This is a genomic window from Streptomyces sp. NBC_00513, from assembly GCF_041431415.1.
Taxonomy (GTDB): domain Bacteria; phylum Actinomycetota; class Actinomycetes; order Streptomycetales; family Streptomycetaceae; genus Streptomyces.
In genome coordinates this window covers 3,575,966-3,595,521 of record NZ_CP107845.1, presented here as the reverse complement: position 1 = coordinate 3,595,521, position 19,556 = coordinate 3,575,966, and the positions used below count along the sequence as shown (strand labels likewise).

Annotated in this window: 17 protein-coding genes; 10 read left to right on the top strand and 7 right to left on the bottom strand. The window is 71.6% G+C overall.

Features of this window, described 5'->3' with window-relative positions; genetic code table 11:
- Window positions 1-88: 88 nt before the first annotated feature.
- The 3 genes from OHA84_RS16565 to OHA84_RS16555 all read right to left on the bottom strand — a co-directional run bounded on the left by OHA84_RS16565 (window position 89) and on the right by OHA84_RS16555 (window position 3,603).
- Window positions 89-1,546, bottom strand: a complete 1,458-nt coding sequence (locus OHA84_RS16565) for a DUF2637 domain-containing protein (RefSeq protein ID WP_266971028.1) — start codon at window positions 1,544-1,546, stop codon at window positions 89-91.
- Between the two features lie 146 nt (window positions 1,547-1,692).
- The gene (locus OHA84_RS16560) at window positions 1,693-2,538 is read right to left on the bottom strand and encodes a DUF3558 family protein (RefSeq protein WP_053682934.1); all 846 of its coding nucleotides are present in this window, start codon (window positions 2,536-2,538) and stop codon (window positions 1,693-1,695) included.
- 135 nt (window positions 2,539-2,673) lie between these two features.
- Window positions 2,674-3,603, bottom strand: a complete 930-nt coding sequence (locus OHA84_RS16555) for a DUF3558 domain-containing protein (RefSeq protein ID WP_266947940.1) — start codon at window positions 3,601-3,603, stop codon at window positions 2,674-2,676.
- A gap of 194 nt (window positions 3,604-3,797) precedes the next feature.
- Here OHA84_RS16555 and OHA84_RS16550 point away from each other — a divergent pair, with 194 nt between their 5' ends.
- Both OHA84_RS16550 and OHA84_RS16545 read left to right on the top strand, forming a co-directional pair.
- Window positions 3,798-4,991, top strand: coding sequence for an RtcB family protein (locus OHA84_RS16550; RefSeq protein WP_053682929.1), 1,194 nt, complete (start codon window positions 3,798-3,800; stop codon window positions 4,989-4,991).
- Window positions 4,992-4,996: 5 nt separating this feature from the next.
- Window positions 4,997-5,677 carry a GNAT family N-acetyltransferase gene (locus tag OHA84_RS16545; protein ID WP_266971031.1) on the top strand — a complete coding sequence of 227 codons (681 nt, stop codon included), beginning with the start codon at window positions 4,997-4,999 and terminating at the stop codon, window positions 5,675-5,677.
- A gap of 69 nt (window positions 5,678-5,746) precedes the next feature.
- On the opposite strand, the gene OHA84_RS16540 is transcribed toward OHA84_RS16545, so the two are convergent.
- A complete protein-coding gene (locus OHA84_RS16540) occupies window positions 5,747-6,508 on the bottom strand; it encodes an SDR family NAD(P)-dependent oxidoreductase (protein WP_053675321.1) in 762 nt (253 codons plus the stop codon).
- Between the two features lie 276 nt (window positions 6,509-6,784).
- Here OHA84_RS16540 and OHA84_RS16535 point away from each other — a divergent pair, with 276 nt between their 5' ends.
- Window positions 6,785-7,261, top strand: coding sequence for a hypothetical protein (locus tag OHA84_RS16535; protein ID WP_266971033.1), 477 nt, complete (start codon window positions 6,785-6,787; stop codon window positions 7,259-7,261).
- 190 nt (window positions 7,262-7,451) lie between these two features.
- On the opposite strand, the gene OHA84_RS16530 is transcribed toward OHA84_RS16535, so the two are convergent.
- The 3 genes from OHA84_RS16530 to OHA84_RS16520 all read right to left on the bottom strand — a co-directional run bounded on the left by OHA84_RS16530 (window position 7,452) and on the right by OHA84_RS16520 (window position 11,305).
- Complete coding sequence (locus OHA84_RS16530; protein ID WP_266971035.1) at window positions 7,452-9,062, bottom strand: FAD-dependent oxidoreductase; 1,611 nt, start codon at window positions 9,060-9,062, stop codon at window positions 7,452-7,454.
- A gap of 41 nt (window positions 9,063-9,103) precedes the next feature.
- Window positions 9,104-9,853, bottom strand: a complete 750-nt coding sequence (locus tag OHA84_RS16525) for a Mut7-C RNAse domain-containing protein (RefSeq protein WP_266971037.1) — start codon at window positions 9,851-9,853, stop codon at window positions 9,104-9,106.
- 1,014 nt (window positions 9,854-10,867) lie between these two features.
- Window positions 10,868-11,305 (bottom strand): hypothetical protein, encoded by a 438-nt coding sequence (locus OHA84_RS16520; protein WP_053675327.1) that lies wholly within the window; start codon window positions 11,303-11,305, stop codon window positions 10,868-10,870.
- Between the two features lie 295 nt (window positions 11,306-11,600).
- On the opposite strand from OHA84_RS16520, the gene hemL reads away from it, so the two are divergent.
- The 7 genes from hemL (at window position 11,601) to ccsB (ending at window position 19,436) form a co-directional block, all read left to right on the top strand.
- Window positions 11,601-12,923, top strand: coding sequence for a glutamate-1-semialdehyde 2,1-aminomutase (hemL, locus tag OHA84_RS16515; RefSeq protein ID WP_266971038.1), 1,323 nt, complete (start codon window positions 11,601-11,603; stop codon window positions 12,921-12,923).
- An 83-nt stretch (window positions 12,924-13,006) separates the two neighbouring features.
- Complete coding sequence (locus OHA84_RS16510; protein WP_107089081.1) at window positions 13,007-13,654, top strand: histidine phosphatase family protein; 648 nt, start codon at window positions 13,007-13,009, stop codon at window positions 13,652-13,654.
- A gap of 240 nt (window positions 13,655-13,894) precedes the next feature.
- Window positions 13,895-15,139, top strand: coding sequence for a hypothetical protein (locus OHA84_RS16505; RefSeq protein ID WP_053675333.1), 1,245 nt, complete (start codon window positions 13,895-13,897; stop codon window positions 15,137-15,139).
- Window positions 15,140-15,205: 66 nt separating this feature from the next.
- Window positions 15,206-15,841: a TlpA disulfide reductase family protein gene (locus OHA84_RS16500; protein WP_053675335.1), complete on the top strand. Its 636-nt coding sequence runs from the start codon at window positions 15,206-15,208 to the stop codon at window positions 15,839-15,841.
- Between the two features lie 4 nt (window positions 15,842-15,845).
- A complete protein-coding gene (locus OHA84_RS16495) occupies window positions 15,846-16,631 on the top strand; it encodes a cytochrome c biogenesis CcdA family protein (RefSeq protein WP_053675337.1) in 786 nt (261 codons plus the stop codon).
- Window positions 16,632-16,644: 13 nt separating this feature from the next.
- A complete protein-coding gene (locus OHA84_RS16490) occupies window positions 16,645-18,357 on the top strand; it encodes a cytochrome c biogenesis protein ResB (protein ID WP_078998350.1) in 1,713 nt (570 codons plus the stop codon).
- Window positions 18,357-19,436 carry a c-type cytochrome biogenesis protein CcsB gene (ccsB, locus tag OHA84_RS16485; RefSeq protein WP_053675339.1) on the top strand — a complete coding sequence of 360 codons (1,080 nt, stop codon included), beginning with the start codon at window positions 18,357-18,359 and terminating at the stop codon, window positions 19,434-19,436. The genes OHA84_RS16490 and ccsB overlap by 1 nt, the downstream gene beginning before the upstream one ends.
- Window positions 19,437-19,556: the final 120 nt, after the last annotated feature.

Here is a 19,556-nt window from a genome sequence, read left to right as displayed (position 1 = left end):
CGCGCGAGGGCCCGCACCCCGAGGGGTGCGGGCCCTCGCGCGTGCGGTGTGGGCGTTGCGCGTGGTGCCGGTGCCTTACGGCTCCGGGTCACGCGATGTGCTCGTTCTCCAGGTCGCGTTGGTAGCGCTGCTTCAGCTCCGGCATGAGCCGCCGGATCATCGAGGCGCTGCGCGGGTGCACGATGCCGTGCCGGTCCGAGAGGTGTATGTCGACCTGCTCGGGCGTCGGGAACTGGGAGAACTCGTCGAGGTAGGCGCGGAAGACCTCGTACGCGGCCTCCGCGAACTTCGCCTCGTCGACGTGGGCGTCATCGGTGTCGGCTTCGGCTTCGGTGCCGGCTTCGGCCTGAGAGGCCGCGGCCTCCCGGGAGCGGGGGGCCGGGATGGGCAGCTCCTGCTGCTCGGGCCGCCGCTGCTCCTCGGGGCCGGTCGGGGGCATCACCGGGATCGGTTCCAGCCCCTCCACGTACTGCGGGTTGTAGCCACCCTCGTACGCGGCCTGCGGGGCCAGCGGCGCGGCGAACCACGCGCTGTTGTGCGCCGCCGGCATGGCCGTCGGCTCCACCGCGAAGGGCGCCGGGCCGTGGAAGACGGGTCCGGCCTCGGCGGGCTCGGGCTGCGCGGGCTCGGGCTGCGCGGGCTCGGGCTGCGCGGGGCCGGGCTGCGCGGGGCCGGGCTGCGGTGGTGGCCCCTGTACGGGGGCCGCGGCCTGCGCGGGCGTCGGGGAGGCCATGGGCGTGGCGGGCGGCTGGGGTTGCGCCGTCGCCGCCGTCAGCGCGGGGGTGTCCGCCAGGACCTGGGCGGCCTGGACCTCGGGGAGGGCCGTCGTCCCGGGAGCCGCCGGGGGCAGCAGCACCGGGTCGATGCCCGCCGCCGCCAGCCCCTCCGGGGCGGTCTGCGCCAGCGGTACCCCGATCCGGGCCAGCCTCAGCGGCATCAGCGCCTCGACGGGGGCCTTGCGACGCCAGGCCCGCCCGTACCGGGCCTGGAGCCGCGCCTGGTATATCAACCGGTCCTGCTCCATGCCGACGGCCTGCTCGTAGGAACGCAGCTCCCACAGCTTCATCCGGCGCCACAGCTTGAAGGTCGGAAACGGCGACAGCAGCCACCGGGTGATCCGCACGCCCTCCATGTGCCGGTCCGCGGTGATGTCCGCGATCCGGCCCACCGCGTGCCGGGCCGCCTCGACGGTGACCACGAACAGGATCGGGATCACGGCGTGCATGCCCACACCGAGCGGATCCGGCCAGGCGGCCGCGCCGTTGAACGCGATCGTCGCCGCCGTCAGCAGCCACGCCGTCTGGCGCAGCAACGGGAATGGGATCCGTATCCACGTCAGCAACAGGTCAAGCGCCAACAGCACGCAGATGCCCATGTCGATGCCGATGGGGAACACGAGCGAGAAGCTGCCGAAGCCCTTCTGCAGCGCCAGCGCGCGCACCGCGGCGTACGAACCCGCGAAACCGATCCCCGCGATGACCACGGCACCGGCGACCACGACACCGATCAATATGCGGTGCGTGCGAGTCAGCTGCATCGCGGCCACCCGCGATCCCCTCCCCTTGACGAGCTATGGCAGGCACAGAGTACGGGTGGCGCGCGGATGGCCGGTTGTCAGCCCCGCGTCCGTTCCCGAACCCGTCCCGGTCCCCGACTCGGTCTCCGACCCGGTTCCCACGGTCATCCTCGCGGTCAGCTCTCCTGGGTGGCCTGCGCGGACGGGGACTGCTCGGGAGCCTTGGACTGCTCGGGGGCCTTGGACGGCTCGCCCGACTTCGAGGGCTCCGCGGACGGCTTGGCGGCCGGGGCGTTCTTGCCCGCGGCGTCGGCCGAGGCCACGATCTCGCGGGCGGCGACGGTCGCGTCCTGGAGGAGCTTGGCGCGGTCCGGGGCGGCGGCGCCCTCGTACGCGGCACCGTTGTAGTCGAGGGTGACCACGACGTTCTGGGCGCGGACCAGAATGGTGTTGTTGAGGAACTCGACGTCCTTCTTCAGGTTGTAGGCGACCGAAGTGCCCTCGTCGCCGATCCCGCCGGCCGGCTCCACCTTGACGTCCTGCGCGCCCTCGGCGGCCTTCGCGGCCTCGACCTGCTTCTTGTACTGCTCCTCGGCGCGCTTGTTGCCGCTGCCGAGCGAGGCGTGCGAGTCGTAGCGGACCAGGGAGATCGAGAGCCAGCGGTACTGCGAGCCCTTCAGACCGTCCTCGTCCAGGCCGTTCCAGGAGCAGCTGGCGCGGGTGGACAGGTCGTTCGACTTGGTCGCCGTGCCGTTCTTCTCCTTCGCCTCCGGGACGAGCGTCTCGATGGTCTTCGCCTGTATCGCCTTGCAGGGGTCGGGCAGCGAGAGGTACGCCACCTTCTCCAGGGTGGCCGAGGCCTTCGGGGTCGGCTTCGAGGACGAGGAGGAGTCGGACTTCTTCTTGGCGCTGTCCGAGCCCGAGTCCTTGCCCGAATCGGAGGAGCAGCCGGCGACGGTGAGGATCATCGGGACTGCTGCGCAGGCGAGGACTCGGGTGAGGCGCGAGGCTGATCGGTGCATGGTTCCTTCAGTCGTTGAGGCTCTGCTTGGGGGCGCATTGCGGGAGCGGGACCCGAGCAACGGTAGCTCGACCCGGCGTCCGCCTGCTGTGCGCGCCGTCACGCGGGACCCGTACGCCCCCCGCGGCGGGCCGGGTCAGTCGTTGAAACGCTCGACCAGGGCCTGCGCCAACTGGCGCACGCTGTCCTGGGTTTCCACGCTGGGGGGGACGGTGGCGGGGAGGGCGGGCTGCACGCTGTACTCGATGGTCACGATGACGTTCGAGGTACGGAACACGAGGCGCACGGTGCGGGCCCGGGCGGCCGTGGCGTCGGGGGTGCCGAGCTTGTCCTCGACGTACGCCTCGCTGCCGAGGCCCTCCAGCACGCGGGAGCCCAGCTCGGGGGGCGCGGTGGGCGAGGGGCTGCCGGACGGGCTCCCGGAGGGGCTGCCGCCGGGAGTGCCGGAGGGGCTCGTGCCGGGGGCGCTCGGGGTGCTGCTCGCAGGGGTGCTCGGGACGGGGCTCGGGGCGGTGTTCCCGGTGGCCGGGGGCGCGATGGGGGAATTGGGCGCGGGCACCGTCGAGGAGCCCGGAGTGGGGCTGCCCGTGGGCCCGGGGAAGGGCAGGTGGGCTTCGGTGAGGCGCCGTACGAACACCTGGCGCGCCTTGTCGTCGTCGCTCGTGGTGGCGCGGTCGTACGAGACCACGCGCTCGAACCCGACCGACAGCAGCAGCGTCTCCTCCGGCGTCTGGGAGTTCCAGCGGCAGCCGACGCGCCGGTCGCCGTCGTACGAGGCGTCCGCGACCCCGGCGTACAGCTTCTCGCGCTGCTCGTCGGTGAGGCTCTCGGCGGCGGGCAGCATGGCCTTGAGCCGCTTCGCGTCGATGGCCTTGCAGGGCGCGGGCAGGCTGCGGTACTTCCCCGGTTGGGCGGGCGCCGTGGAGCTGTCGCCGGCCTTTTCGTCGCTGGTGCTCCCGTTGCCGTTCCCGTCGGTGCACCCGGTGAGGCCGGTGACGCCGGCCGCGAGTGCGGTGAGCATCGCGATGCCCGACAGGACCGGGCGTCGTACCGCCTTGCGCTGCACGTCCAATGGCTCCCTTCGACCGGCCGGCCGCCCGACGGTCAGGAAAAATGCGTTGCCGCGACTTGGGCGCGGATGGAAACAATGTCTATCGCACACGCTGGTGCCGGCGCCGGTCCCAAGTCTGGTTTGGGATGAAGAGCGAGGCTTTTTGCGTATTGATACTTTCCTGTGGTTAACGGGGTTTTGAGGCTGTTATGTCGTATGTAGAGGTGCCCGGGGCGCAGGTCCCGATCCGGATGTGGACGGATCCGGCGTCCGTCGAGGACAGCGCGATGCGTCAGTTGCACAACGTCGCCACCCTTCCGTGGATCAAGGGCCTGGCCGTCATGCCCGACGTCCACTACGGCAAGGGCGCCACGGTCGGCTCGGTCATCGCCATGAAGGACGCGGTCTGTCCGGCGGCGGTGGGCGTCGACATCGGCTGCGGCATGTCCGCGGTCAAGACCTCCCTGACGGCGAACGACCTGCCGGGCGACCTGTCGCGGCTGCGGACGAAGATCGAGCAGGCGATCCCGGTGGGGACGGGCCTGCACAGGGACCCCGTGGACCCGGAACGGCTGTACGGCTTCTCGGTGCCGGGCTACGAAAGCCTCTGGCAGCGATTCGACCACCTCGCCGACGCCGTCAAGTTCCGCCGGGAACGCGCCGCGAAGCAGATCGGCACGCTGGGCGCCGGCAACCACTTCATCGAGTTCTGCCTCGACGAGGAGGGCGCGGTCTGGCTGATGCTGCACTCCGGCTCCCGCAACATCGGCAACGAACTCGCCGCCCACCACATGGGCGTGGCCCGCGACCTCGCGCACAACCAGAACCTGGTCGACCGGGACCTCGCGGTCTTCCTCGCGGCCACCCCGGAGATGGACGCGTACCGCAACGACCTCTTCTGGGCGCAGGAGTACGCGAAGTACAACCGCGCCGCGATGATGAGCCTCTTCAAGGAGGTCGTGCGCAAGGAGTTCCGCAAGGCGAAGGTCTCCTTCGAACGGGAGATCAGCTGCCACCACAACTACGTGGCCGAGGAACGGTACGAAGGCATGGACCTGCTGGTCACGCGGAAGGGCGCGATCCGCGCCGGCAGCGGCGACTTCGGGATCATCCCCGGGTCCATGGGAACGGGCTCGTACATCGTGAAGGGCCTCGGCAACGAGAAGTCCTTCAACTCCGCCTCGCACGGCGCGGGCCGCAAGATGAGCCGCACCGCGGCGAAGAAGCGGTTCTCGGCGCGGGACCTGGAGGAGCAGACCCGGGGCGTGGAATGCCGCAAGGACACCGGGGTCGTGGACGAGATCCCCGGGGCCTACAAGTCGATCGAGCAGGTCATCGACCAGCAGACCGACCTGGTCGAGGTGGTGGCCAAGCTCAAGCAGGTCATCTGCGTGAAGGGCTGAGCGCGATGGTCGAGGCCGGCGGTCCGCGGCACGGTGCGAGCGGGGCGGTGGAGATCCGGCGCGCGGGCCCCGGCGACGGGGACGCGCTCGGCGAGATCCACGCCGCGGCCTGGCAGGCGGCCTACGCCCCTTTCTTCGAGCCGGGCTTCGCGGCGCGCGCCGTGGCCGACCGGCGCACCCGGTGGCACCGGCGGGTCGCGGAGGAGGCGGGGGAAGCGGGGGGTGTGGGGGGTGTGGCGTCCGGGGCGGGGGCGGGTGCCGAGGTGGGGTCTGGTGTGGGAGCCGGGGCGGGTGCCGGGGCCGGGGCCGCGGCGGGGTCTGGTGCGGGAGCCGGAGCGGGGGCGGCGGTCACGCTGCTCGCCGTGGTCGACGGCCGCCCCCTGGCCCTGTCCGTGACGCTCCCCTCCGCGGCCCGGCCCGACCACGCGGAGATCGCCAGCTTCTACGCGCACCCCGACGGCTGGGGCACCGGCGTGGCCGCCGCCCTGATGGAAGAGACCCTGCGCGGCCTGCGCGCGCGGGGGTACGCCGGGGTGCACCTGTGGACCCTGCGCGACACCCCGCAGTCCCGCCGCTTCTACGTCAAGTGCGGTTTCGCGGAGTGCGGTACCGCGCGCGCCTTCGACTTCGGGGAGGGCAACCTCCTCGAACAGGTCGAGTACGCGCGGTCGCTGCCGGCGGGCTGACTGCCGGGTGCTGACTGTCGGGTGCTGGGTGCTGGGTTCGGGTGCTGGGTTCGGAGGCCGGGCCGATGACTACAGCTCGCGGTGGACCTTCGTGTTCGAGGCCTGGGCGCGGGGGCGGACCACCAGCAGGTCGATGTTGACGTGGCTGGGGCGGGTCACCGCCCACGTGATGGTGTCGGCCACGTCATCGGCGGAGAGGGGCTCCGCGACGCCGGCGTAGACCTTCTCCGCCTTGTCCGCGTCACCCCGGAAGCGGGTCTTCGCGAACTCCTCGGTCTTGACCATGCCGGGAGCGATCTCGATGACGCGCACGGGCTGCCCGACGATCTCCAGGCGGAGGGTCTCGGCGAGGACGCGGGCGCCGTTCTTGGCGGCGACGTAACCCGCGCCACCCTCGTAGGTGGAGTGGCCGGCGGTGGACGAGAGCACGACGACCGTGCCGTCACCGGAGGCGACGAGGGCGGGCAGCAGCGCCTGGGTGACGTGCAGCGTGCCGATGACGTTGACCTCGTACATCGTGCGCCAGTCGGCGGGGTCGCCGGTGGCGACGGGCTCGGCCCCGAGGGCGCCGCCGGCGTTGTTCACGATCACGTCGCAGCGCTCCAGCGAGGCGGCGAAGGCGTCGACGGCGGCGCGGTCGGTGACGTCGAGCGCGTACGCGGTGGCCTGGTGACCGGCCTCGGTCAGCTCGGCGGCGAGGGCCTCGATGCGGTCCTTGCGGCGGGCCGTGAGGACGACGTGGTAGCCGGCTGCGGCGAGCTGCCGGGCGGTGGCCGCACCGATTCCGCTGCTCGCGCCGGTGACTACGGCGGTTCGGGTGGCCGTGCTCATGGGCGGGGCTCCTCGTTCGATCGTGGGCGCGTCGTGCGTCTTGTGTCGTGCGTCGTGCGTCGTGCGTTTTGTGTCTCGGGTTGTGCGTCTTGCTTCTCGGGTCGTGCGGTCGTCGTACGTACGGACTCGCGCGTACGGACGATTCCCCGCCAGCATAGGCGGCCGGGTGGATGCGGCCGGTCGGCCCCGGGAGCGGGTGGGCACGCCCACTTTCGTGTGATGGTCCGACCGGTCGGGCCGGGGCCGCGTTAGCGTCCGCGCGAGGAGGTGGTGTCGGTGCGCCGTGGTGCCGTACGAAGTGTGGTGATGGCGGGCTCGCTGGTGCTCGCGGGCGTCGGAGGCGTCGGAAGCTCCGTGGCGTCGGCGGGGCCCGAGGCGGATGTCGCGTACCACGGGAGGGTCTCCCTGGGCCATGCGCAGTTGCGGGTCTGGTTGGTCCCGGAGAACGAGGGGCCGTCGGCGCTGCCCAACGCCACGGTGCGGATGCGGCTCTCGACCGACCTCGCGGACCGGCAGGAGCTGGCCGAGGGCTGCGCCCGGGCGGGGCTGCGCGAGGTGGTCTGCGAGACGGGCGCGCTGCCGCAGCACGGCCGGGGCCGGCACATCGGGCTGCTGCTGGCGCTGCGCGAGCCGGTCCCGGAGGTGGTGCTGCGGGTCGACACGTATTGGAACGGCGGCGCGACCGACCGGAACCACATGAACAACGAGCACGTGGTGCTGGCGCTGGACACGGGCGACTCGTACGCCTTCTGAGCGCGGCGCGGTGCGGTGCGGCTGCGGGCTGCGGGCTGGGTGCTCCGGGCTCGGGGTGGCGGGCTTCGTGCTCCGGGCTTCGGGCTCCGGGCTTCGTGCTTTGGGCTCGGGGTGGCGGGCTCCGGGCTTCGGGGCGCTGTGTACGGAAGCCGTCGCCCGGGACTCCCGATCCGGGCGACGGCCTTTCGGTTTACGGCTCGCGCTTCGTGGCTCCGGTTCCGGGGAGCAGCCAGTGTGCGGTGGCCGCCGCGATCTCGGAGTCCGAGGCGTGCTCGGTGCTCCAGGCCAGGTATCCGTCGGGGCGTACGAGAACGCAGGCCGTACGGTCGTCCGCCCGCCAGTGGTGATGGGTCAGGGGCGCTCCGGGCGGGGTGGCCCGGCCGGGCGGGGTGACGAGGACGAAGCCGCCGGCGCGCAGGGCCTCGTACAGCCGCAGGCCCCCGGCGAGCGGCAGGTCGGGGGCGCGCCGGCCCGCGAGCGTGGGACGGCGGACGCCGGCCGGCGGCGGATAGGCGATGCCGAGGCCGGAGATCGTGGCGAGGGCGCGGTCCTGGGCGGGGCCGACCCGGGCGAGGGCGCCCGTGGCGAGCTTGCGGGCGGCGCGCAGGACGGGTCCGCCGACCATGACGGTGCGGACGAGGGCCCCGCTGACGCGCAGAACGCGGCGTCCGACCGGGTGGCGCTCGCGGTGGTAGCTGTCGAGGAGGGCCTCGGGGTCGGGGGCCTGCCCGTGGAGGACGGCGGCGAGCTTCCAGGAGAGATTGGCGGCGTCCTGGAGGCCGGTGTTCATGCCGAGGCCGCCGGCGGGGGAGTGGACGTGGGCGGCGTCGCCGGCGAGGAAGACGCGGCCGACGCGGTATCGGGGGACCTGACGTTCGTCGCTCTGGAAGCGGGACATCCAGCGCGGGTCGTGCATGCCGTGGTCGGTGCCGAGGGCCTGGCGGGTGATCTCGCGCACCTCGTCGAGGTCGACGGGGTTGGTGGGGTCGACGGGGTCGACGGGGTTGGCGGGCCCGGCGGCGGGGTCGGGGGTGTCGGGGGTGTCGTGGCGCCAGGCGATGGCGCGGTACCAGCCGTCGCCGAAGGGGACGAGGAAGGCGAAGGCGTCGGCGGTGCCGTTGGCGGTGAGGACGTCCCGCGGCGGGTCGGTGAGGCGGACGTCGGCCAGGACCATCGAGCGGACGACGGCAGCCTTGCCGGGGAAGGGGAGGCCGAGGGCTTCGCGGAGGGTGGAGCGGACCCCGTCGGCGCCCACCGCGTGGCGGGCGTGGATCACCCGGGTGGGGTGGATCGGTTCGTCCGTCGGGCCGGCCGGGTCCGTCGGGCCGGTCGTGTCCGTCGGGCCGGTCGTGTCCGTCGCGTGGCCGGTGGTGGTGAGGGTGACGGTGTCGCGGTCCTGCTGGATGCCGGTGATCCGACAGTCGTACCGGATGTGCACACCTGTGGACAGAGCGCGACGCTCCAGGAGTTTCTCTGTCTCATATTGGGGGGTGATGAGTACGAAGGGGTAGCGGGAGCGCAGGCGTTGAAGGGAGAGGGTCATGCCACCGAAGGGGCGTACGCGGTCGATCCGTCGGCCGGTGGAGACGAGTTCGTCGGCGAGGCCGCGCGCGTCGAGGAGTTCGAGGGTGCGCGCGTGGACGGCGAAGGCGCGGGTGAGGTTGGCGGCGGTGCGGGGGCGTTGCTCGACGAGGGTGACGGAGAGTCCGGCGGCGGCGAGGTCACCGGCGAGCAGGAGCCCGGTGGGGCCCGCGCCGACGACGACCACGTCGACGATGTCCTTGGCGGCAGCGTCAGTCATGCCCCGGCAGTCTGCCGGCCGGGGCCCTCCGTGGAGTCGGTCTAGGCGTTGGCGTCGTCGCCGAATTCCGCGACCGCTTCGTCGACGATCCGTTCCAGGCGCGCGTGATGAGCGCCCCGCCAGTAGACGCGCTCACAGTCGGCGCACTGGGCGAACACGTCGTAGGAGCGCTGCGTGCCGTGTTCGAGACGGTCGCCCACGCTGTCCTTGTCGGCCTCCCGCAGGGAGCCGTTGCAGGCGGTGCAGCGGGTCCAAGGCGTGAGCTTCGGGGCGAACCGGCTAAGGACGTCGCGCAGTTGCTCGTCGGGGTTGTCGCTGTACACGTACGCCCCGGCGAAGATCTCGCGACGGCGGAGCAGGCCGCGGTCACGGGAGAGCAGCACGCGCCGCTCGGCGGCCGAGCGGGTGGCGAGGGCCGGGTCGCCGATGTCCTCGTTCTCGTAGGCGGTGTCGACGCCGAGGAGGCGCAGTCGGCGGGCGAGGGTGCCGAGGTGCACGTCGAGGAGGAAACGGAGGGGGGTGTCGGGGTGGCCCTGCGCGACCTGTTGGGGGCGGTCGACGGCGAAGACCTCGACGGACTCGCCCTCCCGCGGCACGTGGGAGACGGGCACTTCCTGCCCGTCGACGAGGATCCGGCCGACCTCGGTGAGCGGGACGCCTGCCGATTCGACGACGTGGCCGAGGCTGGAGGCGCCGTCAGTGGTCATCGGCACGCGTGCGGCGCGCCGGTTCGGCGGGGCGAACACGTGCAGTTCAGGGGCGAGGGTGAGCTGAATCCCGGGTCCGTTCACAGGGCCAGCATGCCATCGGCCGGATGGGGGTGAGGCCGAATTACGCGGTGGCGGATGACGTGGTGGCGGCCGCCGTCACGGGCCCGGGCCCGCACGGTGCCGCGGCTGCGGCTGCGGGGCGCTGCGGCTGCACGGTGCCCCGGCTGCGGGACGGGGTGCGGATCGGGGGCGGGGGCACGGGATACGAGGCGCGGAACGAGAGGTCACCGCCGACGGGGGGCACCTTGCGCGGTTCGTCCCGATGGCCGACGCGGGGGCCGCTCACCTTCCGGTGCGGACGCGCTCCCGCTCGCCGAGACCACCGAGGGCCACGCGCGCCACGTGGGCCGGGGCGTGGCGCGCCGTGCAGCGTCACCACGTCGCGCTGGGCCGGGGCGGGCTGCGTTGGGCTCCGCCGTGCTGGGCTGCGCCTCGCCGTGCCGCGCCCGTGCCGCGCCGTGCCGCGCTGTGCCGCGCCGGGCTGTACCGGGCTGTACCGGGCCCGCGCCGCGTCGGACCGTGCCGCGTCGCGCCGGGCTCCGCCGTGCCGCCTCGGACTGGCCCTGCCGGGCTCCGCCAGGCAGGGCTTCGCCGGGCGCGCCGCGCCGCGCCCGGCCGAGTTCCGCCGCGCCCGTGCCGTGCCGCGCACGGAAGGTCGGCATGCCCTCGGGCAGCCGTGACCTCGGAAGGCACCCCGGCCTGCGGCCAACTGGCCCCGACCCGCGCCCCCGACCCGCGGCCCCGACCCCCGGCCAGCTGGCCGCAGGCCCGTCGCTCCGTCCGTATCCGCGGCGCGGAACCCCGACGGGAACCCCGACGGGAACCCCGACCGTGACCTCTGTCACAGTCGGGGGCGGGCGGCATCACAGGGGGAGGCGCATCGCCGTCACAGGCGGGCGTATCGCCCTCGCGGGCGCCGTCAGAGTCGGGGGCGCATGACCGTAGCCGTAGCCGTAGCCGCCCCTTGCGGACGCCCCTGCGGGCGGTACGCATGGCCGTAGCCGTAGCCGTAGCCGTAGGCGGCGTCGGCGCCCGTCAGGGCCAGACGAGGCAGTACGGCTGGTGGCCCGCTTCGTGGAGGCGGTGGGAGAAGTCCTGCCACTCGTGGAGGAGCTGGTAGACGTTGAACGCGTCGCGCGGGCCGCCGCGGTCCGGGACGGTGGACCAGATGAAGGCGGCCGCGCCGACCGATTCCTCGCCGACGCCGCGCAGCGGGTCGACAACCGTCATCGGCAGCTTGACCACGGCGTAGTCGGGGTGGAGGACGACCAGTTCGAGCGGCGGCACCTTGTGGAGGGGTATGCCCTCGATGCCGGTGAGGACCATCGCCGCGACCGTCTCCGGCTTGATCTTGGTGAACAGGCCGCCCATGCCGAGCTCGTCGCCGCCCAGTTCCTCGGGACGCATGGTCACCGGGACCCTGGCGGCGGTCGCGCCGTCGGGGGCGCCGAAGTACTTGTACGTCACGCCCATGCCGCGCCCCCTGGGGAGGCCGTCGGGTGACCGGATGGGGTTGGGGACGGGATCTGCCGCGTCCGCGGCCCGGCGCCGGTGCTTCCCTCGGCGGCGGGCATCACGGGCGCGCTGCGGGTCCAGGCCGTCCGTGCCCTCGCCCGGTCCACCACCGCGTTGCATATCTCCACCCGACTGGTATTGCCTGCCCCGGCCCCGCGGCCCCCGCCACGCAGCCTGATCATCATGGCAGTGACCTCCCCCGGGGCGGCGCGGTGAAACGCCCGTCCGCAAGTCTGTCGCGGCCTCTGAGACCATGGCTGGTGTGAGCTACCCGTATCCGTATGAAGCCCCAGTCTCGCAGAACCTGTTTACGCGCGCGTCCGTTGTGACGCCCGGCGGCGTGAACTCTCCCGTGCGCGCCTTCCGCGCGGTGGGGGGTACGCCCAGGTTCATGGTGTCTGGTACCGGTCCGTATCTGACCGATGCCGACGGCCGCGAGTATGTCGACCTGGTCTGCTCGTGGGGACCGATGATCCTCGGCCATTCCCACCCGGCCGTGATCGAGGCCGTGCAGGCCGCGGTCGCCCGCGGCACGTCCTTCGGTACGCCCGGTGAGGGCGAGGTGGCGCTGGCGGAGGAGATCGTCGCGCGTGTCGAACCCGTCGAGCAGGTCCGCCTGGTGTCCTCGGGCACCGAGGCGACCATGTCGGCGATCCGGCTGGCCCGTGGGTTCACCGGCCGCGCCAAGATCGTGAAGTTCGCCGGTTGCTACCACGGTCACGTCGACGCGCTGCTGGCCGCCGCCGGTTCCGGTCTGGCGACCTTCGCCCTTCCCGACACCCCGGGTGTCACGGGAGCGCAGGCCGGGGACACGATCGTGCTCCCGTACAACGACCTCGACGCGGTACGGGCGGCGTTCGCCGCGCACCCCGGCGAGATCGCCTGCGTGATCACCGAGGCGGCGCCCGGCAACATGGGCGTGGTGACGCCGGCCGAGGGCTTCAACCAGGGGCTCGCGGACGCGTGCCGGGAGAACGGCGCCCTGTACATCTCGGACGAGGTGATGACCGGTTTCCGCACCTCGCGTGCCGGTTGGTACGGCGTGGACGGGGTCAAGCCCGACCTGATGACCTTCGGCAAGGTCATGGGCGGCGGCTTCCCGGCCGCGGCGTTCGGTGGCCGCGCCGATGTCATGGGCCACCTGGCCCCGGTGGGCCCGGTCTACCAGGCGGGCACCCTCTCCGGGAATCCGATCGCGACCGCCGCCGGTCTGGCGCAGCTGCGGCTGCTGGACGACGCGACGTACGAGAAGGTCGACTCGGTCTCCGCCCAGGTTCAGGCGCTGGTCACCGAGGCCCTGACCAAGGAGGGTGTGGCGCACCGGCTGCAGACCGCCTCCAACATGTTCTCGGTGTTCTTCACCGAGAACGAGGTGAAGAACTACGACGACGCCAAGAAGCAGGAGTCCTTCCGCTTCAACGGCTTCTTCCACTCGATGCTGGCACAGGGCGTCTACCTGCCGCCGTCGGCGTTCGAGTCCTGGTTCGTGTCCAGCGTCCACGACGAGCGGGCCATCGAGCGGATCGCCGCGGCCCTGCCCGCCGCGGCCCGCGCCGCAGCGGAGGCCACCGCATGAGCACCGACGGAACCAACGACACGGGCGCGGGCGCCGAGACCGCCGGTCCCGCCAATCCCCCCGACATCACCGTCGTGCACCTGATGCGCCACGGCGAGGTGCACAACCCGGACGGTGTGCTCTACGGCCGCCGCGCCGGTTACCACCTCTCCGAGCTGGGCCGGCAGATGGCCGACCGGGTCGCGGAGCATCTCCAGGGCCGGGACATCACGCACGTCGTGGCGTCCCCGTTGGAGCGGGCGCAGGAGACGGCCGCGCCCGTCGCGAAGGTGCACGGTCTGGACCTGGCGACCGACGGTCGGCTGATCGAGGCGGGCAACGTCTTCGAGGGCAAGACCTTCGGTGTGGGCGACGGTGCGCTGCGCAAGCCGGAGAACTGGAAGCACCTGACGAACCCGTTCAAGCCGTCCTGGGGCGAGCCGTACGTGGAGCAGGTGGTGCGGATGATGAGCGCCATCGAGGCCGCGCGCGATGCGGCCCGCGGCCACGAGGCGGTGGCGGTCAGTCACCAGCTGCCGATCTGGATCGTGCGCAGCTTCGCGGAGAAGCGTCGGCTGTGGCACGACCCGAGGCGCCGTCAGTGCACGCTGGCGTCGCTGACCTCGTTCACGTACCAGGGCGACAAGCTGGTGTCGGTGGGCTACAGCGAGCCGGCCCGGGACCTGGTGCCGGCGCATCTGCTGGCCGGTGCGAAGCCGGTGAAGGGGAAGTCGAAGGCTTTCGGAGCCTGAGACGTACGGGGTCGACACCTTCGGGGCCGATGCTTTCGTCGGGCCCGGCCCGGGCTTCCTTCGGGGGGTCCGGGCTCTTTCGTGTCGGCCCGGAGACCGCCCGGCAGCCGCGCGCTTCGTAAGGCAGCGGCGTGGCGGCCCATGACCTGCCCATGGGTTTCTCTATTTTCATACAAGTCGACCACGGCGCGCCGTGCTCGGACTTCATTCGCCTCTGATTGTCCGTTTGTATGACATTTCATGAGCGATGTGGGCAGGACACGGGACTTCACCCGACGCGGCGCCCTCGGCCTCGGGCTCGGCGCCGTCGCGCTGGGCGTCGGCGGCTGCGGTGGCGGCTCCGGTTCGAGAGACTCCGGGGCGCACCCGGACGCGACCGGCTCCGCGAAACCCGGACCGCCCGCCGTGACGCGCATCGGGGACGGCTCCACCGCGAACACCGGGCCCCAGCCCCACCAGCCCCCCGCCCCCGTCCCGCTCCAGCCGGGCGAGACGCCGCCCCAGTTCGTGGTCTTCAGCTGGGACGGCGCGGGCGAGGTCGGCAACGGTCTCTTCCCCCGCTTCCTCAAGGTCGCCAAGGACCACGGCGCGGCCATGACCTTCTTCCTCTCCGGCCTCTACCTCCTGCCGGAGTCCAAGAAGCACCTGTACCGGCCGCCGAACAACCCCGTCGGGGCCTCGGACATCGGCTACCTCAAGGACGAGAACGTCCGCAACACCCTCGGTCACGTGCGCCAGGCCTGGCTCGACGGCCACGAGATCGGGACGCATTTCAACGGGCACTTCTGCGGCGGCTCCGGTTCCGTCGCCAAGTGGTCGCCGCAGGACTGGCACGACGAGATCGACCAGGCCGTGTCCTTCGTCACGAACTGGCGCACCAACACCGGGTTCACGGACCTCGAACCGCTGCCCTTCGACTACCGCAAGGAACTCGTCGGCGGTCGCACCCCCTGCCTGCTAGGCCAGGACGGCCTGTTGCCCACCGCGCGCGAGCGCGGCTGGCGCTACGACGCCTCCTCGCCCGGCGGCCTCCAGCAGTGGCCGGCGAAGAAGTCGGGCCTGTGGGACCTGCCCCTGCAGTCCCTGCCCTTTCCCGGTCACTCCTTCGAGGTGCTCTCGATGGACTACAACATCCTGGCGAACCAGTCGAAGAACACCACCAAGGGCGTCGCCGCCAACTACCCGGGCTGGCGCACCCAGGCCGCCGGCGCCTACCTCGGCGGCTTCCGGCGGGCCTACGAGACCAACCGCGCGCCCCTCTTCATCGGCAACCACTTCGAGGAGTGGAACGGCGGCATCTACATGGACGCCGTCGAGGAGGCCTTGAAGGGCATGGCGGACAAAAAGGACGTAAGGCTCGTATCCTTCCGGCAGTTCATCGACTGGCTGGACGTCCAGGACCCCAAGGTGTTGGCCCGGCTGCGGGGCCTCGCCCCCGGCCGGTCACCGGCCGGTGGCTGGCGCACGTATCTCACCGGCGCCTGACCGGCGTCTCGGTTCACCGTCGGGGGGCGTGGAAGATCCGCAAATCGCCCATGCGAAACTTTTCACATGAGCCTTAGCCGCGCCCCCCGTCGCCGCCGCTCGACCAGCGGCCGCGCCATCCTGTTGACCGCGGTGACCCTCGCGAGCGCCCTCACCCTTTCGGCGTGCAGCGATTCGGGCAGCGGCGGCAAACCCTCCGGTTCCGCCGGCGGCAACTACGTGACGGGCCCCAGCGGCATCTCCACCGTCGCCAAGGGGGACCGCGCCGAGGCCCCCAAGCTGGACGGCGAGACCGTGGACGGCAAGAACCTCGACGTCACCTCCCTCAAGGGCAAGGTCGTCGTCCTCAACGTGTGGGGCTCGTGGTGTCCGCCCTGCCGGGCCGAGGCCCCGTACTTCGCGAAGGTGTCCAAGGCCATGGCCGACGGCGGCAAGGACGTCGCCTTCGTCGGACTGAACACCCGCGACAACAGCAAGCAGAACGCCGCGTCCTTCGAGGAGACCTACGGGATCACCTACCCGAGCCTCTACGACCCGGACGGCAAGCTGATGCTCCGCTTCCCCAAGGGCACGCTCAACCCGCAGTCGATCCCCTCCACGATCGTCCTCGACAAGGAGGGCCGGATCGCCGCCCGCACCCTGGTCGCGGTCAACGAGGAGCAGCTGCGCTCGATGATCGACCCGCTCCTCGCGGAGAAGTGACCTCGTGGTCTCCGAGCTCCCCCACCTCGTCCTCGCCGCCGAGGCGACCGGCGTGAACACCACCGTCCTCAACGGCGCCCTGCTGTTGGCCCTGCCGCTCTCGCTGTTCGCGGGACTCGTGTCCTTCTTCTCGCCCTGCGTGCTGCCGCTGGTCCCCGGCTACCTGTCCTACGTGACCGGCGTCGGTGGAGCGGACCTCGCCGAGGCCCGACGCGGGCGGATGCTGGCCGGAGCGGGTCTGTTCGTCCTCGGCTTCACGGCCGTCTTCGTCTCCACGGGCGCGCTCTTCGGCTACTTCGGGGCGACCCTCGCGGACAACAAGGAACCCATCTCCAGGGCGCTGGGCGCGCTGGTGATACTCCTCGGCTTCTTCTTCATGGGCTGGATCCCCGGGCTGACGATGCGCGAGTTCCGCTTCCACAGGAAGCCGGCCGCCGGGCTGGTCGGCGCGCCCCTGCTGGGCGTGCTCTTCGGGGTCGGCTGGACCCCCTGCATGGGGCCGACGCTCGCGGCGGTCAACACGCTCTCCATCGACCAGGCGACGGCGGGCCGCGGCGCGCTGCTGACCGTCGTGTTCTGCCTGGGGCTGGGGCTGCCCTTCATCGTCACCGCCATCGCCTTCCGCAAGGCGCTCGGTGCGTTCGGCTGGGTGAAGAAGCACTATGCATGGGTGATGCGGATCGGCGGCGGCATGCTGATCCTCACCGGCCTGCTGCTCGTCACAGGATGGTGGGGCACGCTCATCAGCGACATGCAGGCCTGGACCGACGGCTTCACGGTGGGGATCTGAGGACTACACGGACATGAGTACGACCGACAAGGCGTCCACCGAGACGCCGCACGAGTCCACCGAGCAGGCCGAGGCCAACGCCGACGCCGCCGCGGGCGCCCAACTGTCCACAGCCCCCCTGGAGGACGGTCCCACCGCCCCCGTCGGCATCGGCGTGATCGGCTGGGCCCGCTGGTTCTGGCGGCAGCTCACCTCCATGCGGGTGGCGCTGATCCTGCTCTTCCTGCTGTCCCTGGGTTCCATCCCGGGCTCCCTGATCCCGCAGACCCAGGTCGACGCGATGAAGGTCGCGGAGTGGAAGCGGACCCACGACTTCTGGGTGCCCGTCGCCGAGAAGCTCCAGCTCTTCGACGTCTACAGCTCGGTGTGGTTCTCCGCGATCTACATCCTGCTGTTCGTGTCGCTGATCGGCTGCATCATCCCGCGCACCTGGCAGTTCGTCGGCCAGCTCACCGGCCGCCCGCCGGGCGCCCCCCGGCGGCTCGACCGGCTCCCCGCGTACGCGACGTGGCGCACGGAGAAGTCCCCGGACGAGGTGCTCTCGTACGCGAAGGACGTGCTCGGTGGCCGTCGCTTCCGCACCGAGGCGGCCCGGGACTCGGTGGCCGCCGAGAAGGGCTACCTGCGCGAGGCCGGCAACCTGGCCTTCCACATCGCCCTGATCTTCATGCTGGTGGCCTTCGCGGTCGGACAGCTCTACAAGTCCGAGGGCGGCAAGCTCGTCCTGCGCGGCAAGGGCTTCTCGAACACGCTCACCCAGTACGACGACTTCAAGTCCGGCAGCCTCTTCTCCTCGGACAACCTGCCGCCGTTCTCGTTCACCCTGGACAAGTTCGACGCGACGTACGAGAAGACCGGGCCGCAGAAGGGCACCCCGCGCGACTTCAAGGCGTACGTGACCTTCAGCGAGGGCGCGGGCGGCAAGCCGGTCAAGTCCGAGATCGAGGTCAACAAGCCGCTGGAGGTCGACGGCTCGAAGATCTTCCTCCTCGGTCACGGCTACGCGCCGGTCATCTCGGTGACCGACCCCAACGGCAAGGTGATCTACAAGGACGCCGTGCCGATGCTGCCCTTCGACGCGAACCTCAGCTCGTCGGGCGCCGTCAAGGTCACCGACGGCTACAGGAACAAGGACGGCAAGGCGGAGCAGCTCGGCTTCAACGCCATGTTCGTGCCCACCTTCGCGGGTGAGGGCAAGGGCACGATGCTCTCGCAGTTCCCGGCCCTGGACTTCCCCGTCCTCGCGCTCAGCGCCTACCACGGCAGCCTCGGCGTGGACTCGGGTCTGCCGCAGAACGTGTACCAGCTGAACACCTCGAAGATGAAGCAGTTCGAGGACGACAAGGGCGAGCTGTTCAAGCAGAAGCTGCTGCCCGGCGAGACGATGACCCTGCCGAACGGCGCGGGCACCGTGAAGTTCGAGAGCGTCGAGCGCTGGGCCACCTTCTCGGTCACCCAGCAGCCGGCCAACGGCCTGGCCCTCGCGGGCGCCGTCGTCGCGATCGGCGGCCTGGCCGCCTCGCTGTTCATCCAGCGCCGCCGGATCTGGGTCCGGGCGGTCACCGGCAAGGACGGCGTCACCGTCGTCGAGATGGCGGGCCTCGGCCGCAGCGAGTCCGCCAAGCTCCCGGAGGAGCTCGCGGTGCTCTCCGCCGCGCTCCACCAGCAGGCGCCCACCGCGCCCGACCAACCTGTCACGGAACCTGTCGAAGGGGAGCGCGGATGATGACGCCGCTCGCAGCCGCAGCCAACGAGAGTCTGGCTGAGCTCAGCAACTACCTGGTCTATTCGTCGATGGCGGTCTACACGCTCGCCTTCCTCGCGCACATCACCGAGTGGACGTTCGGCAGCCGCAGCAAGGTCGCCCGCACGGCCGCCGCGCTGACCACCGCCAAGAGCGCCCAGGCCCCCGCCGTGCAGGTGCGGTCCCAGGGCGGCACCGCCGTCCTGGACCGGCCGAAGGTCGTCACCCGGTCCGCCTCCGGCTCGCGGGACGTGCCGGACGGTCCGGGCGCGGCCGGCGGCACCGAGCGGGGAGACCTGTACGGGCGGGTCGCGGTCTCGCTGACCGTGCTCGGCTTCCTCATCGAGGCGGCCGGTGTCGTGGCCCGCGCCATGTCGGTGCAGCGGGCCCCCTGGGGCAACATGTACGAGTTCTCGGTGACCTTCTCCACGGTGGCCGTCGGCGCGTACCTGGTGCTGCTCCTGCTGAAGAAGAACGTGCGCTGGCTCGGTCTGATCCTCATCACCACCGTGCTGCTCGACCTGGGCATCGCCACCACGTGGCTGTACACCGACAGCGATCAGCTGGTGCCGGCCCTCCACTCGTACTGGCTGTGGATCCACGTCTCGACCGCCATCTTCTGCGGTGCGGTGTTCTACATCGGCGCGGCCGGCGCGGTGCTGTACCTGTTCCGCGACTCCTACGAGGCCCACCTCGAAGCCGGTCGCACCCCGGGCCGCTTCCGTTCCTCGGTCATGGAGCGGCTGCCTTCGGCGGCCTCGCTCGACAAGTTCTCGTACCGGATCAACGCGGCCGTCTTCCCGCTGTGGACCTTCACCATCGTGGCGGGCGCGATCTGGGCCGGCGACGCCTGGGGCCGCTACTGGGGCTGGGACCCCAAGGAGGTCTGGTCCTTCGTGACGTGGGTGGCGTACGCCTGCTACCTGCACGCCCGGGCCACCGCCGGCTGGAAGGGCCGCAAGGCCGCGTACCTGGCGCTCTTCGCCTTCGCCTGCTGGATCTGGAACTACTACGGCGTGAACATCCTGCTCAGCGGAAAGCACTCGTACGCGGGCGTCTGACGCGGGCGTTCGACCGCACGGGCACAGGCCCGTCGGTGTCACGGCTCATCCGAGCCGCGGCACCGGCGGGCCTTTCGCTTTCCCCGACGCCGTTTCCCCGACGTCCTTTCCCCGACACCG

Coding starts and splice junctions, on each gene's coding strand:
- OHA84_RS16490 (WP_078998350.1), top strand. CDS start 16,645: ATGAGTACGACCGACAAGGCGTCCACCGAGACGCCGCACGAGTCCACC.
- OHA84_RS16530 (WP_266971035.1), bottom strand. CDS start 9,062: ATGACTGACGCTGCCGCCAAGGACATCGTCGACGTGGTCGTCGTCGGC.
- OHA84_RS16500 (WP_053675335.1), top strand. CDS start 15,206: ATGAGCCTTAGCCGCGCCCCCCGTCGCCGCCGCTCGACCAGCGGCCGC.
- OHA84_RS16540 (WP_053675321.1), bottom strand. CDS start 6,508: ATGAGCACGGCCACCCGAACCGCCGTAGTCACCGGCGCGAGCAGCGGA.
- OHA84_RS16520 (WP_053675327.1), bottom strand. CDS start 11,305: ATGGGCGTGACGTACAAGTACTTCGGCGCCCCCGACGGCGCGACCGCC.
- OHA84_RS16510 (WP_107089081.1), top strand. CDS start 13,007: ATGCGCCACGGCGAGGTGCACAACCCGGACGGTGTGCTCTACGGCCGC.
- OHA84_RS16550 (WP_053682929.1), top strand. CDS start 3,798: ATGTCGTATGTAGAGGTGCCCGGGGCGCAGGTCCCGATCCGGATGTGG.
- hemL (WP_266971038.1), top strand. CDS start 11,601: ATGGCTGGTGTGAGCTACCCGTATCCGTATGAAGCCCCAGTCTCGCAG.
- OHA84_RS16505 (WP_053675333.1), top strand. CDS start 13,895: ATGAGCGATGTGGGCAGGACACGGGACTTCACCCGACGCGGCGCCCTC.
- ccsB (WP_053675339.1), top strand. CDS start 18,357: ATGACGCCGCTCGCAGCCGCAGCCAACGAGAGTCTGGCTGAGCTCAGC.
- OHA84_RS16560 (WP_053682934.1), bottom strand. CDS start 2,538: ATGCACCGATCAGCCTCGCGCCTCACCCGAGTCCTCGCCTGCGCAGCA.
- OHA84_RS16545 (WP_266971031.1), top strand. CDS start 4,997: ATGGTCGAGGCCGGCGGTCCGCGGCACGGTGCGAGCGGGGCGGTGGAG.